The following is a 17,337-nucleotide window of genomic DNA, read 5'->3' as shown; positions in this document are numbered from 1 at the left end:
ATGGCTAACGAAATTAAAGTTTTTTGTCCGGCAACTATTGCAAATATTTCCTGTGGGTTTGATGTGCTTGGGGTAGCATTAGATGCTGTTGGTGATGAAATGGTAATTCGGAAAATTTCTGAAAAAGGTATTAAAATAACAAAACTAACCGGACAAGATTTGCCCTTAGAAACGAAAAAAAATGTAGCTGGTGTAGCTGGTTTGGCTTTATTAGAGGCTGGAGATTATGAAGGTGGTTTTGAGATAGAAATCTATAAAAATATTAAAGCTGGAAGTGGAATCGGCAGTAGCGCTGCTAGTTCTACTGGTGCTGTTTGGGCAATGAACAAATTGCTTGGCGAACCTTTTTCTACAATAGACTTAGTGAAATTTGCTATGGAAGGTGAACGTCTTGCAAGCGGTGTTGCTCATGCAGATAATGTAGCTCCTGCACTATTTGGCGGGTTTACTTTGGTGCGCAGTTACGAACCACTAGATGTAATTCCAATACCAAGTCCCGATGCATTATACGCAACGGTTATTCATCCGCAGATAGAAGTAAAAACGTCAGATTCGCGAAGTGTTTTGAAAACCAATATTACACTAGCCCAAGGTATAAAACAATGGGGAAATGTTGGCGGATTGGTCGCCGGACTTTTTACTAGTGATTACGATTTAATAGGTCGTTCGTTAGAAGACTTTATTGTTGAACCTATTCGATCTATATTAATTCCGGGATTTGAGAATGTTAAAACTGAAGCCTTAAAATCTGGGGCATTAGGTTGTGGTATTTCAGGATCAGGTCCTTCTATATTTGCATTTAGTAAAGGAGAAGCTACAGCTAATAAGGTGGCACAGCGTATGAAGGAAGTATATCAGAATATCGGTATCGATTATGATGTTCATGTATCAAAGATAAATACAGCAGGAATTAAGGAAATATAAAGAAGTTAGGATTTAGATAATAGGAAACTAGGAGCTAGTTATAAGCGCTCATCAGTCAATAATAAAAATCAATGAAATTTTACAGTCTAAATAAACAAGCACCAGAAGTAACTTTTAAAGAAGCAGTGATTGCAGGAATAGCACCCGATAAAGGTTTGTATTTTCCAGAAAGTATTGAGCCTTTACCCGATAGTTTTTTTGAGCGTATTGAAGAGTTATCGAACCATGAAATTGCATTTAACGCCATTCATCAATTTGTATCTGCCGATATTCCAAATGATAAGCTCAAAGAAATTCTTGCAAAGGTTTTAGACTTTGATTTTCCGGTAGTACCCATAGAAGACAATGTAGCAACCTTAGAACTTTTTCATGGTCCAACCATGGCATTTAAAGATGTAGGTGCGCGATTTATGGCCAATTGTTTGGGTTATTTTTCTGAAGACTCAACTAATGAAGTCACTGTATTGGTAGCCACTTCTGGGGATACTGGTGGTGCCGTAGCTAATGGTTTTTTAGGTGTAGAAGGTGTAAAAGTAATAATCCTCTACCCTAGTGGAAAAGTGAGTGATATTCAAGAACGCCAGTTAACAACACTCGGTCAAAACATTACAGCTTTAGAAGTTAATGGCACTTTTGACGATTGCCAAAAAATGGTAAAAACAGCTTTTTTAGATGAAGCCTTACTATCGAATATGAAGCTTACTTCCGCGAACTCAATTAATGTAGCGCGATGGTTACCGCAATTATTCTATTTTTTATTTGCCTACAAACAAGCTAAGTCACAAGGAAAAGAAATTGTGTTTTCGGTGCCTTCCGGAAATTTTGGTAATATCTGTGCTGGCTTGGTTGCCCAACGCTTAGGCATGCCAGTAAAACATTTTGTTGCTGCAACAAATGTAAATGATACGGTGCCTGAATTTATGCGCACCAATAGTTATGACCCTAAACCTTCAACGGCTACTATTTCTAATGCCATGGATGTTGGAGATCCTAGTAATTTTATCCGGATAAGACATTTATTTGATGATAATTTTGAAGCGCTGAAGAAAAATTTATCTTCCTACTCTTTTGATGATGTTGAAACAAAAAAAGCGCTGAAATCTATTTTTGTAAATTCAAAATACATCGCTGACCCTCACGGAGCTGTTGGTTATTTGGGACTAAAAAAATATCAAGAAACTAATGCCAATACTTATGGTATCTTTTTAGAAACTGCGCATCCTGTGAAATTTTTAGATGTAGTAGAAGAAACAATTGATGAGCAATTAGATATCCCTTCACAACTAAAAAGTGTAATGGATAGAGAAAAGAAATCGCATGTTATTTCGGTTTATGATGAACTAAAAGATTTTTTATTAAAGGCCTAAAATTAGGACTTCATTTTACAATTTAGGAAGTTCAAAATTATCTAAAGGACTTGTTTTTTTCATCATTGCTTCTATAGCTTGTGTAGTTCTTGGTGCCATAGCAGACAAATTGACTGGACCTTTTTCGGTAATCAAAATATCGTCCTCGATTCGTACTGCAATACCCCACCATTTTTTATCACAATCACTTCCTTCTGGAATATAAATTCCTGGTTCTACAGTTACAACTGTATTCGCCTTAAATGGACCATAAGTACCTTTATCATGAACATCCAGACCTAAATAGTGCGAAGTTCCATGCGGAAAATAAGTACGCGCCTCTTCCGCTTTAGAAATAATTCCAAGACCCATTAGACCTTGTGTTACAATCGCAGAAGCTGCTTTACCGGGAGCCTGAAATGGGGCACCGATGACACTTGCTTTTATACCAGCTTCCTGTGCTTTATAAACGATGTCATAAATCTGTTTTTGTTCCGGTGAAAATTTACCATTGGCCGGTATAGTTCGGGTAACATCAGCAGTATACCCATGGTATTCAGCACCCAAATCCATTAATACTAAATCGTCCCCGACTTTAGTTTTATTATTTTCGATATAATGTAGAATACAACCATTATTGCCACCACCCACAATAGAAGGATAACCTTCATATTCTGCACCATACTTTTTATAAACATATTCATGAACCCCTTGAATTTCAGTTTCAGACATGTTTGGATGCATTGCTTTCATAACTTCTATCTGTCCTACACAAGAAATTTCAACAGCTTTTTTTAAAAGAACCATTTCTTCTTCAGTCTTTGTTTCTCTTAACGTTCTCATTATTTCAGAAATAATTACTGAATTAAGATTGCTAGCATCAAGTTCTAATTCAATTTTTCCTTTAAACTCTTTTCGAAGATCATCATCGTTAGCATTAACATAACCTGTTAACAAGACATCCTCTTTTAGACGCTCATCATTCTTTAAATACCTCCCCAAACGCTGCGCGACATTGGCACTATTGGCGATATCAGTAGATTTTATCATGGTATAAAGCTCTTGCTTTTCTGCATTATAATCTGAAGGGTAATCTACTTTATCTTTAAAGTTCATTATCAAATCATATAAGTCAGCGGTATCTCGAGTATCTCTAAAGTCATTTTCAAAATCAAAAAATAATATTTTGTTAAACGACAGTAAGTTAATATCTAGTTTATAAAATTCACTCCCATTATAAGCAACATCAAAACCCAATTTACTTTTGGCACCTTCAATTCCAAGTCGCTTCCCGTTCCATTGTTCGGCTTTTTGGTCACGTTCTTGAACAAAAATTATTTCATTATAAGCTTTATCACTTTCGGTATTTTGTTCTTCAGAAAATAACAAAAGCACCGCATTTGGTTCATTATATCCTGTTAAATAATAAAAATCTGGATCTTGATGATATACATAATCAACATCATTAGCTCGGTTTCGTACTGCATTTGCAAATAACACTGCAACACTATTTTCCGGCATCATTTTTCGCACAGCATCCCTTCTACTTTTATGAAAATCTGCAGAAAGAAAATCAGTAGGAATATCTTGAGCGAAAATGGTAATAGGAGATATAAATAAAATTGAGATTAATAGGAACAGTCTTGACATTACTTTTGTTTTTGAGCGTTATCTTTTGGCTTGTATATTTTTGCTAGAATAATTTACAAAGGTTAAGGAAAACATAATAAACCACAATTATACTATAGTTAAATATTTCAATAGCTTTGTAAACCTAAATACGGAAGAACAATGAAAGATACTGCTTTAACCAAAACTCACGAAGCGTTAGGAGCTAAATTAGTGCCATTTGCAGGATTCAATATGCCAGTTTCTTATGAAGGGGTAAATGCCGAACATGAAACCGTAAGAAATGGTGTTGGCGTTTTTGATGTTTCACATATGGGGGAATTTTTAATTTCAGGTGAAAATGCTTTAAATCTTATTCAAAAAGTAACATCAAACGATGCGTCTAAATTAACCATTGGAAAAGCACAATACAGTTGTCTTCCGAATGAAACAGGTGGTATTGTTGATGATTTAATAGTGTATCGTATTAAAGAAGAACAATACTTATTAGTTGTTAATGCTTCTAATATTGAAAAAGATTGGGCACATATTTCAAAATATAACCAAGATTTCAATGCAGAAATGCGAGACCTCTCAGAAAACTATTCCTTGTTAGCGATACAAGGTCCAAAGGCAGTTGAGGCAATGCAATCGTTAACTTCAGTTGATTTATCTGCTATTAAATTTTACAATTTTGTAGTAGGTGATTTTGCAGGAATTGAGCATGTTATCATTTCTGCAACAGGATATACAGGTTCAGGTGGGTTTGAAATATATTGTAAAAATGAAGAAGTCAAACAGGTATGGGACAAAGTTTTTGAAGCAGGTGCCGATTTTGGTATAAAGCCAATTGGATTAGCTGCTCGAGATACTTTACGATTAGAAATGGGTTATTGTTTATACGGAAACGATATCAATGACAGCACTTCTCCGTTAGAAGCAGGGTTGGGTTGGATTACCAAATTCACTAAAGATTTCGTTAATTCTGAAGCGTTAGCAAAAGAAAAAGCTCATGGTGCAGAACGTAAATTAATTGCTTTTGAATTGAACGAAAGAGGCATTCCTCGCCATGATTATGACATAGTAGATAGTTCCGGTAAAAAGATAGGTATTGTAACGTCGGGTACTATGTCTCCATCTTTAGGAAAAGGAATTGGATTAGGTTACGTACCTCAAGTATTTTCAAAAATTGGTAGCAGTATTCATATACAAATCCGTAAAAAGGCAATACCAGCAACCGTCGTAAAACTCCCATTTTATTCGAATTAATGATTGACTACCAAAATATATTAGATACCATTGCTTTAAGTTGTTCCACTTCTAAAGAAAAAGGAAAGATTGCAAACTATATTCCGGAGTTGGCTAAAGTGGAAAGTTCAAAATTTGGAATACATTTGGTAGATAGCGCAATGAATAATTTTAGCGCTGGTGATGCTGATGAACATTTTTCTATTCAAAGTATTTCTAAAGTTCTTTCATTGGCACATGCGATGAGTTTAGTTGGTGAAGAAATATGGAAAAGAGTTGATGTAGAACCCTCTGGTGATCCTTTTAATCATCTATCCCTATTAGAGTTTGAAAATGGTATTCCAAGAAATCCGCTAATAAATGCTGGTGCAATTGTTATTTCAGATATTCTTGTTTCCAATTTAGAAAATCCAAAAACTGATTTTCTAAATTATGTGCACATGCTCACTAATGATAGTAGTATAGTTTACGATTTAGATGTTGCCAAATCAGAAAAAGAAACGGGGTTTAGAAATTATGCTGCGGCTAATTTATTGAAGTCCTATGGCAATTTAAATAATGATGTTGAAACAGTTTTAGACTTTTATTTTCATCAATGCTCCCTTGCAATGTCATGTGCTCAATTAACCAAAGCATTTTACATTTTTATGAATAAAGGTGTTTGCCAACAAGGTAAAACGCATTTGACGATTCAACAAGAAAAGCGTATAAATGCATTAATGCTTACCTGTGGATTTTATGACGAAGCAGGTGAATTCGCCTTTGAAGTTGGGTTGCCGGGCAAAAGTGGAGTTGGTGGTGGAATTGTTGCTTTATTACCCGGGAAATATTGTGTAGCAACGTGGTCACCCGGGTTAAACCCTAAAGGAAATTCTAAATTAGGAATGGAAGCACTGGAAAAACTAACAACTGCTACAGAACAATCGATTTTCTAGATGTTACAGTCAAAAAAAATTCTCGTTTTAGGTGGTAGTGGTTTTATTGGACATGCTATTTATAAGGAGCTATGTAATTATTTTGACACCTATGGCACTTACTTTACAGCCAAGAAAACATTTGAAGGAAATAAACAATTTTCTCGATATGATTTGCAAGAAGATGATGTTGTTCAATTGTTAGAAAAAATTCGACCCCAAATAATTATTTCTGCTATCCGCGGAAATTTTGCAGCTCAAATTCAAGCCCATCAACATATAGTTGAATACATTTCCAATAATGATTGTGACTTATTTTTTATTTCATCAGCAAATGTCTTTGATGCGTATAGCAAATACCCTTCTTATGAATATGACAAAACACTTTCTGAAAGTGTCTATGGAAGGTTGAAAATTAAAATTGAAAATATGCTTTTGCGTTTACCTAAGAACAAAATGGCAATTCTACGAGTGCCTATGGTTTTTGGTAATGGCTCACCAAGGGTACGTGAAATGAAGAAGTTTATCTTAGAAAATGAACCTATTGAAGTTTTCCCCAACTTGATAATGAATGTTACCAATGATAATAAATTAACACAACAAATTCATTATCTTATCAATAGGAATAAAAGAGGGGTTTTTCATTTAGGCACAAGTGATTTGGTTCACCACGAGGATTTTATAAAGGAAATTTTAGATCGCATTGGTAATTTTAATCCCATTTACAAAAGAGTTTTTACGACTAATGAAGACCGTTATTTAGCGGTATTACCAAAGGATAACAAATTGCCTAAAAACTTAAAAATTACAAGTCAAGAAATAATAGACCACCATATTACAGGTTGACAATTTCAATTAAAACTAATTACAATGGTTAAACTTACAGTGATAGAGATACAACAACAATTGACAAACATACAAGGTTGGAAGTATTCAAAAGAGTCCATAGAAAAAACCTTTGAATTTAAAAACTTTAAAGAAGCTTTTGCAATGATGACAAGAATTGCATTTGAGTGTGAAGCACAAGGTCACCATCCAGATTGGAATAATGTATATAAAACAGTACACATAAAATTAAATACACATGATGTAGGTGGTGTTACTGAGAAAGATTTTGATTTAGCAAAGGCCATTGAGAAGTTGGTTGACGATTGCAAGTGAATTTCTTAAATTTGCTTTGAAACAAATAGTATAAAAATGGGAAGAGCTTTTGAATTTAGAAAAGCAAGAAAAATGAAACGTTGGGCAGCAATGTCTAAAGCGTTTACTAGAATTGGTAAAGATATTGTAATGGCCGTTAAGGAAGGCGGTCCAGATCCCGATTCAAATTCACGCTTACGAGCAGTAATTCAGAATGCCAAGGCAGTAAATATGCCTAAGGACAATATTGAAAGAGCCATAAAAAGGGCTACGGATAAAAACCAAGGTGACTATAAAGAAGTTCTTTTTGAAGGCTATGCACCACATGGCATAGCAATTTTGGTCGAGACCGCTACTGATAATAATACCAGAACGGTAGCTAATGTTCGAAGCTACTTTAACAAATGTGATGGCAGTTTAGGCACATCAGGTTCCGTAGAATTCATGTTCGATCATACCTGTAATTTTAGAATTCCTGCAGAAGGAATTGACGCCGAAGAATTAGAATTAGAATTAATAGATTTTGGTGCAGAAGAAGTTTTTGTAGATGAAGATGGAATATTAATCTATGCTCCTTTCGGAAGTTTTGGTGATATTCAGAAGGAATTGGAAAACCGAGAAATAGAAATATTATCATCTGGTTTTGAAAGAATTCCGCAAGTAACAAAACAACTTACTGAAGAAGAAGTAGCCGACGTAGAAAAGCTACTTGAAAAAATTGAAGAAGATGATGATGTTCAAAACGTATATCATACCATGCAAGAGTAAAAAAAAATATAATTACAAAAGAGGCCCGATAAATCGGGCCTCTTTCTTTTGTTTGGTTTTTTAATTTAAACTATTGCCGTTTTACCACCATTTGTTTTTGAAAACTGACACCTTGGTTATCTATCAACTTTACAATATAAGTTCCTTGTTGCAATTCGTTCACATCTAAAATATAATCTTCACTAGATTTAATTGAATTAGGATTGTAAGATTTTATTAGTCTACCAATCATATCAAAAACCAAAACTTGTTGAATTTCTACAGGTTCTTCTAGGCTCAAGGTGGCAAAGTCTGATACTTGATTTGGATAAATACGCATATCGTTTTCTATAACAAAATGTTGCTTCGAAACAGCAACCTTTCCTGAATTTGAACTACTACCAGAAACAATCTCAATTGCATTGATAATTGGGTGACGTTCGCCCCCTACTTCATCTCTTGAATCGAAATCAATATTTAAAACTCCACCCGTTACCGTAACAGAATACGCCATATTTAACATGGTTTCGGCTCCTACTTCGGCAAACACATCTAAATTGTCAGCAACTAAAATATCTTCAATACTAACATCAAAGACACGACTACCTACGCCGCCAGCACCACCACCTCTGGCTCCAAACCAAAGTTCAGCAAAATACAAGTTTACCCTATAGTCTCCATCTTCCAATGGAATAGCATAACTCATTTCTTGTGAACGACTATATCTAAAAGTATTAAATGGTTCATCCAAACCAGTTTGGGGTCTGTATAAAGCGCTACCAGTATTAGAATGGGCATCAGCCATAAAAGTTTCTCCATTGTACAACGCCTCTTCACCTCCTGCGTTAATACGTAATGCAAAATCACTTGACGCTTCACAATCTATGTTTATTCCGGCATCAGATATTGACCAACCGAAATCATCAATTAATTTTTGGCGCGCTTCTTTTCCCTCGCAAAACAGAACACCTTCTACATCTAAATGTACATATTGTTGTAACACAGAATTTTGACTCCAACCAATTAAAATAGCATCATAATTATCAGATTCTATTGCACTACCATTAAACATATAGCTCATGTCAGTAGCATTATTTACCTGCCAATTCCCTAAATCTTGATTGAAAGATTCTGCAAAAGCAAACATCCCCGTAAAATCTACTACATTAGAAACGTTCCAATCGCTTATATCTTGATTAAATGAACTGGCATTACCAAACATATCCCACATTTCTTCTACGTTACCTACATCCCAATTACTTAGTGGTTGATTAAAAGTTTTAGCATTACTAAATGTACCGGTCATATCAATTACATTACTCACATTCCATTGATTCAATGGTTGATTAAATTGCATAGCACCTGCAAACAAATTTTCTATTTCCAATATACTTTCCGTTTCCCAATCATTAAAAGAACTATTTCCAATTAATGAATAGCAATTAACGAAAGTTCCGTTAAGCGTTTCTACATTCGATAAATCGGGAGTATCAATTGCCACTACATCTAGATTAGAACATCCCCAATAAGAGCCATTCATTTGTTTCCAGACTATCTCACCCCATTGTGTAATGTTTACAATTTTTGATTTATCTGACTGTGGAGTATCGAATTGAATTCCAGCAAAATCCCCTGAAATCGAAACTTCGTATATACCTGGACTACTATACGTATGTGTTATATCTCCTGTAACACCTGAATCTGTAGTACCATCTCCCCAGTTTACAGAATAATTATACATTTCTCCAGGATACGTTGGAATTGTTATTTGATTATCATTGGATGTCCCGGGGTTATCGGTTTTCCAAGTTGTGATAAAAGATGTGGTATCGGAGCAATCTGCTGCCATACCACCGTCATTAAATCTCCAACCGAAATCATCCATTAATTTTTGGCGGGCATCCTTAGCTTCACAAAACTGGTTTTGAGTAACAAATAATGTTATATCATTTTTTAAAGTTGGAAGTTGGCTCCAACCAATTAAAATATTATTATAATTTTCGTTGGAAAGGCCAGAGTAATCCAAAAAAGCAACGAAAACTTCAACTTTGGAAACATTCCAAGATGCTAAATTTTGATCAAACAATGTAGCACCATAAAAAGTATCCCACATATAAACAACATTTGAGACATCCCAGTTGCTAATATCTTGATTAAAAGATTCAGCATCTTCAAACATTTGCACCATTGATATAAGACTGGATACATCCCAATCACCAATATCTTGATTGAAAAATCTGTTATGGTAAAACATTAAATCCATTGATGTAACCTTAGAGGTATCCCAATTTCCAATATCTTGATTGAACATTGTACTATTAAATACACTTCCCATAAGTGTAATTGTCGAAGTATCCCATTCAGCTATACTTTCATTGGCAATAAAATTGGTACATCTTGTAAACATACCATCGATACTTGTTACATTTGCTAAGTCTGGTATATCAATAGACAGCATATTCATATTTTCACATCCGGAAAATGCTCTTTGCATTGATTTCCACTTGATTTGACCCCATTGATTAATCGATACTATTTTATCCTTATCACCCTCACTATTAAAATAAATTCTTGGAAAATCTCCTGAAATAGAAACTTGATAAGTGCCAGGTACTGAATAGGTATGCGTAGCGTCACCTATTTCGCCTGTTGTGATTTTGCCATCACCCCAGTCTACAGAATAATTGTACGTTTCTCCTGGGTAAGTTGGAATTGTTATCTGATTATCGTTAGAAGTACCTGGGTTATCTGTTTTCCATGTGGTTACAAACGGACTTTGGGCATGTTCTGAAACTTCACCTAAAATTTCGATTGCATTAATTATTGGATGTCGTTCACCTCCAACGGCATCTCTAGAGTCGAAATTAATATTTAAAATTCCATCTATTACAGTTACAGTATGTGTTTTCTTTAACATTGCATCTGCACCAGCTTGTGCAAAGACATCTAAATTATCTTCTGCCGTTTGACCCTCAATAGTAACATCAAAAACACGGCTTCCTACTCCACCTGCTCCACCGCCTGTAGCACCAAACCACAATTCTGCGAAGTATAAATTAACAGTATATTCTCCATTTTCTAAAGGAATATCATAACTCATTTCTTGTGAGCGGCTGAAGCGCATACTTTGATATGGTTCTGGAAGACCTGTTTGTGGGCGGTCTAATGTACTGCCTGTATTAAAGTAATTATCTGAAATATAGGTTTTATCTTCAAATTCGAAATCTGATCCACCAGCATTGATTCGAAAAGCAAAGTCATTTGACTCTAGACAATCTGATGCTTTACCAGCATCGTTAATAGCCCAACCATAGGTGTCTATAATTAATTGTCTAGCCTCTTTAGACGAACAATATTGATTCTGTGAAGCACCGAATTGAACCCCGTTTTGGAGTGAAGGTAATTGACTCCAACCAACTAACATCTTATTATAATTTTCATCTGAAAGCCCAGAAGAATCGAGAAATCCACTAAAATTTTCAACATTAGAAACATCCCAATCTGCTAGATTTTGATTGAACATTTCCGCTCCAACAAACATACTCCACATATTAACTGCACTAGAAACATCCCAGTTACTAATATCCTGATTAAAAGAATCAGCATTATAAAACATTTCAACCATTCCTTTAACATTAGAAACATCCCACGAACCAATATCTTGATTAAAGAGTTTAGCATCATCAAACATTAAATCCATACTTTCTACATTAGAAGTATTCCAACTCCCAATATTTTGATTGAACATGGTTCCTTGAAAAACACCACTCATCTCAAGAATAGTTGATGTATCCCAATTTGTTACACTCGTATTTGCACTAAAATTAGTACACCCTCCAAACATTGAAACCAAACTGGTTACATTAGATAAATCAGGTATATCTGACGCTATTAAATCTAGATTAGTACAGTCTTGAAATGCATATTGCATGGATAGCCAAGAAATCTCTCCCCATTGATTAATCTCCAATAATTTTTTATTGTCTTTCTCAGCATTTCCTTTAACAAAATATATTCTAGGAAAATCGCCAAAAATTGATACTTCGTATATTCCTGGACTACTATAAGTATGAGTAATATCACCTGTAACTCCCGAATCAGTATTACCATCACCCCAGTCTACAAAATAATTATAAGCTTCTCCTGAAAACGTTGGAATGGTTATTTGATTATCGTTAGATGCACCAGGGTTATCGGTTTTCCAAGTTGTAATAAAAGGATTACTATTGAGGCAATCAATACTTTTACCAGCATCGATAATAGCCCAACCATAGGTGTCTATAATTAGTTGTCTAGCCTCTTCAGACGAACAATAGGTATTTTGATCTGCATGAAATTCGACATTTTCTTGTAACAATGGAAGTTGACTCCAACCAATTAAAAGTTTATCATAATTAATGTTTGATAGTCCTGAGTTATAAAAAATTGATGGGGCTTCTTTCAATTGTTCTACATTCCATCTACTTAAATCTTGATCAAACGCATCGGCATTCGCAAAGGTTTCAAACATAACTTCAACCTTTGAAACATCCCAGTTTCCAATATCTTGATTGAATTCTTTGGCATTTGTAAAAGTACCATCTAGTCTAGTAACATTTGAAACATTCCATTGACCTATATTTTGGTTAAACTTTTCAGCACCCGAAAAAATGAAATCTAACCTTACTACCTTATCTGTTTTCCAGTTAGAAATATCCTGATTGAAAATTTTTGCATTCAAAAACATTGAACTCATATCAATAACATTTGAAGTATCCCAATTTCCTATATTCGTATTAAATTTATGATTCGCTATGAACATACCGGACATATTGGATACTCTTGAAAAATCCCACTCTGACATGGAGTCATTCCCTGTGAAATCATAACAACCAGCAAACATCATTTCTACCTCTGTCAGGTTATCAAAGTTTGGAACATCAATAGCACTGAGTGTCACATTTGAACAACCAGCAAATGCACTATTCATACTACTCCACTCATTCTCACCCCATTGATTTATTGAAATAATCTTTTCTTCATCTCCGTCCTTATAATTATACATGTTGTTAAAATATATTCTAGGAAAATCACCAAAAATAGATACTTCGTATATTCCTGGATTACTATAAGAATGGGTAATATCTCCTGTTACACCCGAATCAGAAGTACCATCTCCCCAATCTACATTGTAATTATAAGATTCGCTTGGGTACGTCGGAATTGTAATCTGATTGTCGTTAGAAACACCTTGATTATCTGTTTTCCAAGTGGTTACAAACGGACGTTGGGAAGGCGCTGAAGTTTGACCCAATATTTCAATAGCATTTATTATCGGATGACGTTCGCCTCCAACTTCGTCAGTAGAATTAAAATCAATATCTAATATTCCATCAATTATAGTTGCAGTATATGATTTCATCAACATGACATCAGCTCCAACTTCCGCAAAAACATCTAAATTATCATGGGCTAATTCACCTTCAATACTTACATCAAAAACACGACTACCAACCCCACCAGCACCACCACCTGTGGCTCCGAACCATAGCTCTGCAAAATAAAGGTTAACGGTATATTCACCATCTTCTAATGGAATATCATAACTCATTTCTTGAGAGCGACTAAATCTAAAACTCTGATGTGGTTCAGGCAAACCTGTTTGTGGTCGTACCAAAGTACTCCCCGTATTAAAAAATGAATCAGTTACATACGAATCACCATTATATTCAATTTCAGAACCACCTGCATTAATGCGCAAGGCAAAATCAACGACTAGTGGGCATAATGTACTTTTTCCAGCATCTATAATCGTCCAACCAAAATCATCTATTATTTTTTGTCTTGCAACTTCACTTTCGCAATATTGACTATTACCAGCATTAAAATTTACATCGCTTTTTAATTGTAGCTTACTCCATGCCATAAGAGTATTGTCGTAATTTTCATAAGACAAACCAGCTTCTTCGAACATTTTGTTCATTGATTGAATATTAACAATATTCCAATTACTTAGGTCTTGATCAAAACTAGTGGCACCTTTAAACATTTCGTACATGCCATAAACTTTACTAACATTCCAATTATTTAATGGTTGATTAAATAATGTAGCCCCAGAAAACATATATCCAGTATCTCGTACATCACTCATATCCCATAGGTTAATCGAATCATTACCTATTAAAGAAGTACATCCTGTAAACATACCATATAAGTACAACCCACGAGAAAAATCAGGAATATCGGTTGCTTTCATATCCAGATTTCTACAACCCGAAAATGCATTGTTCATAAACACCCATCTGTTGTTACCCCATGAATCTATAGAAATAATCTTGTCGTGGTCATTATTATTATAATATCCTGCATTGAAATATATTCCTGGAAATTTACCTGAAATTGAAATGCTATAAGTGCCTATACTGGCATAAGTATGTGTAATATCCCCCGTTATTCCAGAATCTAAAGTACCATCACCCCAATCTACTGTATAATTATAAGACTCATTTGAGTTGGTAGGAATTGTAATTTGATTGTTATTTGACGAACCATAATTATCTGTTTTCCATGTAGTAACAAATGGTATTTGCTCATCACAATCTTCACCAAAATCTGTAATATTCCATCCAAATTCATTAATTAGTTTTTGTCTTCCGGCTTCACCTTCACAATACTGGGTATCATTTGCGCCCAACGAAATTCCATTTTGAAGATTAGGTAATTGACTCCATCCATTTAATATTTTATCGTAATTCTCTTTGGTTAGATCAGAATTATCAAACATCTCATTCATTCTTGTAACATTCTGCACATCCCAATTACCTATATTTTGGTCGAATTGACTGTTATTAAACATGTACGTCATATTACGCACATCACTAACATCCCAACCCGAAATATCATGATTAAAATATGTATTAAAAAACATATAATTCATATCCTGCACCCTACTTACATCCCAGCTTGATATATCTTCATTAAATTGACTATTACTAAACATACTAGCCATTGACCTAACATTACTTACATCCCAATTATTGATATCATACTTGAAATTTGTGCCTTGAAACATCGATGCCATATTGGTTACATTGCTAACATTCCAAGTAGATATATCTTGATTAAAATTTGAATCGGCAAACATAAAATACATACTTGTAATTTTACTCACGTCCCAATTACTATCACTTGGAGCCCCATTAAAACTATAACAGCGATAAAACATATAGTTGGCAGAAAATACAGTTGATAAGTTAGGGCTATCAATTGCATTAAGTTTTAAATTAATACATCCTGAAAAGGCATAATCCATTGAAGTCCATTGATTTTCGCCCCAATGTTCAATTGAGATTAATTTTTCTTCGTCTCCTAAATTTGAGCCATATGAAATTTTATTAAAATATATTCTGGGAAAATCTCCAGTAATACGCACAGTATATATACCTGGCTCATCATAAGTGTGTGTGCTATTTCCTGAAAGATTAGAATCTGTAGATCCATCACCCCAGTCAACAGTGTAATTGTAGCTTTCTCCTGGGTAAGTAGGAATCGTAATTTGATTGTCATTAGACAACCCTGAATTATCAGTCTTCCATTTGGTTACAAAACCATTACTATAATCTGGTAAATTTGCCTGTTCTTTTGGTAGTTTCCAAACACTTGAACCATATGTGCCAGCGAAAATTGTTTCATTATTAATAATTAACTTAGTTAAATATTGTTCACCTAAGCCTTCATTAATAGAAAACCATTGATTGTGTTGTTCTGTGGTATATTTAAAACCCTTTTCTGTAGCAGCATAAATTAAGTTAGATTCTAATACGAAGTCCACTATATTAATATACTCGTCATTGACTTTGTTCCAATTAACTCCTAAATTTTGAGAAATAAAGAGACCTTGATTTGTTGCAGCGTATATTTTAGAACCTTCAATTTCAAGATGATTAATAAAAAGATAGTTATCAGAAACTGAAACTTTACTCCAGCTATTCCCCAAATTCTCTGACAGTACTAGTTCACCATCACCAGTACTAATGACTATTAGATTTTCTTGTATAGCAATACTAGTAAGACCTGTTGTTTCACTAATTAAATCAATTGATAATTCTGTCCAATTCTCAGCATTATCATCTGAAAGAAACAAACCTTTGTTGTAAGCAGAAACGAAAGTACCATTATCATGCGCGAAGACTTCTGTATATTTATATGGTCCAGGGTCTAACTTTCTTTGCCAAGATTGACCATTATTATTTGAAGCATATATTCCATTATAGGAATTTATATATAATACATTGTTAACCTCAATAATTTTCTTTGGGTTATTAGAATTCGGACTCTCTAATCCATTATTTATCGATTGGTAACTTCCACCATTATCATGAGATATATACAGACCCTGATTTTGACTACCAACAAAAATATTACTGTCATTTGCGAATAATGATTTAATGCTAACAGCATTTATACCATTATTATTTAACACCCACGAATTTCCATAATCTGAAGTTTGGAATAGTCCTTTCGAAGTAGTCGCTATTGCCATGCTTTCTTCGATAAAGACACTATTAATGAAATTATCTGTATTATGAATTTTTACCGCCGTCCAATTCAATCCTTGGTCTTCAGAAAAATAATATGACCCGTTGCCTCCGTTAACATATATTGTATTATCGAAATTCTGAATACTTATTATGGTGGCATATGTATTTAACGGTGCTTTCACCCAAGTATTAAGATTATCATACGAAATAAATAATTCACCTTGTCCCCCAGCATAAAAAACACCATTTGCCGCTAATAAGGTTCTAAAACCATTTGAGCCTACTCCTTCAATAACTCTTTCTTGCCAAGTTAGCCCTTGATCAGATGATTCAAATAATTTTCGCCCAGTTGCATAAATTTTTGAATTAAAAACTTCAAAATCTTGAAATTGTATCCCCGATACATTGTCCCCCACAAAAATCCAACTTTGACCACCATTGTTCGAATACGAAATACCTCCATTTGCGTTACCCGCGTAAATCGTAGATCCATTTGCATGTAACGAATAAAATGATTGATATTCAATTCCTGAGTTTATTGCAATCCAATTTACACCAGCATCTGTAGATTTATAAATACCCTTTTGTGCTACTGATATATATAAAACACCACTATCTTCAATTAATTTATAAATTGATGCACCAACCGGTATACCTGAATTGCTTACCGTCCAAGAATTTCCATTATCAGTAGATCGATAAATTCCTCCTGAATTTGCATTCAATACTAAATCATCACCGACTTTAACAATTTCATTTAAATTTCCGCCTTCAGGGCCATGGGTTTGAGTCCATTGCGAAAATCCAAAAATTGAAAATAACAGAAAAAGTGTAGAAAGTAGAACTTTTCGCATAAGTAAATTTGTAAGAGGTTAAGTTTATTTTGGACTA

9 protein-coding genes are annotated in these 17,337 nt (G+C 34.3%); 7 read left to right on the top strand and 2 right to left on the bottom strand.

Annotation, left to right across the window (positions count from 1 at the left end; all coding sequences use genetic code 11):
• Both ABJF52_RS14855 and thrC read left to right on the top strand, forming a co-directional pair.
• Complete coding sequence (locus ABJF52_RS14855; RefSeq protein WP_348151898.1) at positions 1-924, top strand: homoserine kinase; 924 nt, start codon at positions 1-3, stop codon at positions 922-924.
• A gap of 71 nt (positions 925-995) precedes the next feature.
• Positions 996-2,291 carry a threonine synthase gene (gene thrC, locus ABJF52_RS14850; protein WP_348151895.1) on the top strand — a complete coding sequence of 432 codons (1,296 nt, stop codon included), beginning with the start codon at positions 996-998 and terminating at the stop codon, positions 2,289-2,291.
• 15 nt (positions 2,292-2,306) lie between these two features.
• Here thrC and ABJF52_RS14845 read toward each other — a convergent pair whose 3' ends face one another.
• Positions 2,307-3,920, bottom strand: a complete 1,614-nt coding sequence (locus ABJF52_RS14845; RefSeq protein WP_348151892.1) for an aminopeptidase P N-terminal domain-containing protein — start codon at positions 3,918-3,920, stop codon at positions 2,307-2,309.
• Between the two features lie 141 nt (positions 3,921-4,061).
• Here ABJF52_RS14845 and gcvT point away from each other — a divergent pair, with 141 nt between their 5' ends.
• From gcvT to ABJF52_RS14820, 5 genes are read left to right on the top strand one after another with little or no spacing between them, the layout of a single operon-like run.
• Positions 4,062-5,147 (top strand): glycine cleavage system aminomethyltransferase GcvT, encoded by a 1,086-nt coding sequence (gene gcvT, locus ABJF52_RS14840; RefSeq protein WP_348151889.1) that lies wholly within the window; start codon positions 4,062-4,064, stop codon positions 5,145-5,147.
• Positions 5,147-6,061, top strand: coding sequence for a glutaminase (locus tag ABJF52_RS14835; protein WP_348151886.1), 915 nt, complete (start codon positions 5,147-5,149; stop codon positions 6,059-6,061). The genes gcvT and ABJF52_RS14835 overlap by 1 nt, the downstream gene beginning before the upstream one ends.
• Positions 6,062-6,886, top strand: a complete 825-nt coding sequence (locus ABJF52_RS14830; protein ID WP_348151884.1) for a sugar nucleotide-binding protein — start codon at positions 6,062-6,064, stop codon at positions 6,884-6,886.
• Between the two features lie 24 nt (positions 6,887-6,910).
• Positions 6,911-7,201, top strand: coding sequence for a 4a-hydroxytetrahydrobiopterin dehydratase (locus ABJF52_RS14825; RefSeq protein ID WP_348151881.1), 291 nt, complete (start codon positions 6,911-6,913; stop codon positions 7,199-7,201).
• 36 nt (positions 7,202-7,237) lie between these two features.
• Complete coding sequence (locus ABJF52_RS14820) at positions 7,238-7,948, top strand: YebC/PmpR family DNA-binding transcriptional regulator (RefSeq protein WP_348151878.1); 711 nt, start codon at positions 7,238-7,240, stop codon at positions 7,946-7,948.
• 70 nt (positions 7,949-8,018) lie between these two features.
• Here the strand turns inward: ABJF52_RS14820 and ABJF52_RS14815 are convergent, their stop codons facing one another.
• The gene (locus tag ABJF52_RS14815; protein ID WP_348151875.1) at positions 8,019-17,300 is read right to left on the bottom strand and encodes a BspA family leucine-rich repeat surface protein; all 9,282 of its coding nucleotides are present in this window, start codon (positions 17,298-17,300) and stop codon (positions 8,019-8,021) included.
• Between the last annotated feature and the right edge of the window lie 37 nt (positions 17,301-17,337).

This window comes from Aurantibacter sp. (assembly GCF_039941195.1).
Classification (GTDB): Bacteria; Bacteroidota; Bacteroidia; order Flavobacteriales; family Flavobacteriaceae; genus Aurantibacter_A.
The sequence above is the reverse complement of the archived record's forward strand: the minus strand, read 5'-3'. Positions and strand labels throughout refer to the sequence as shown.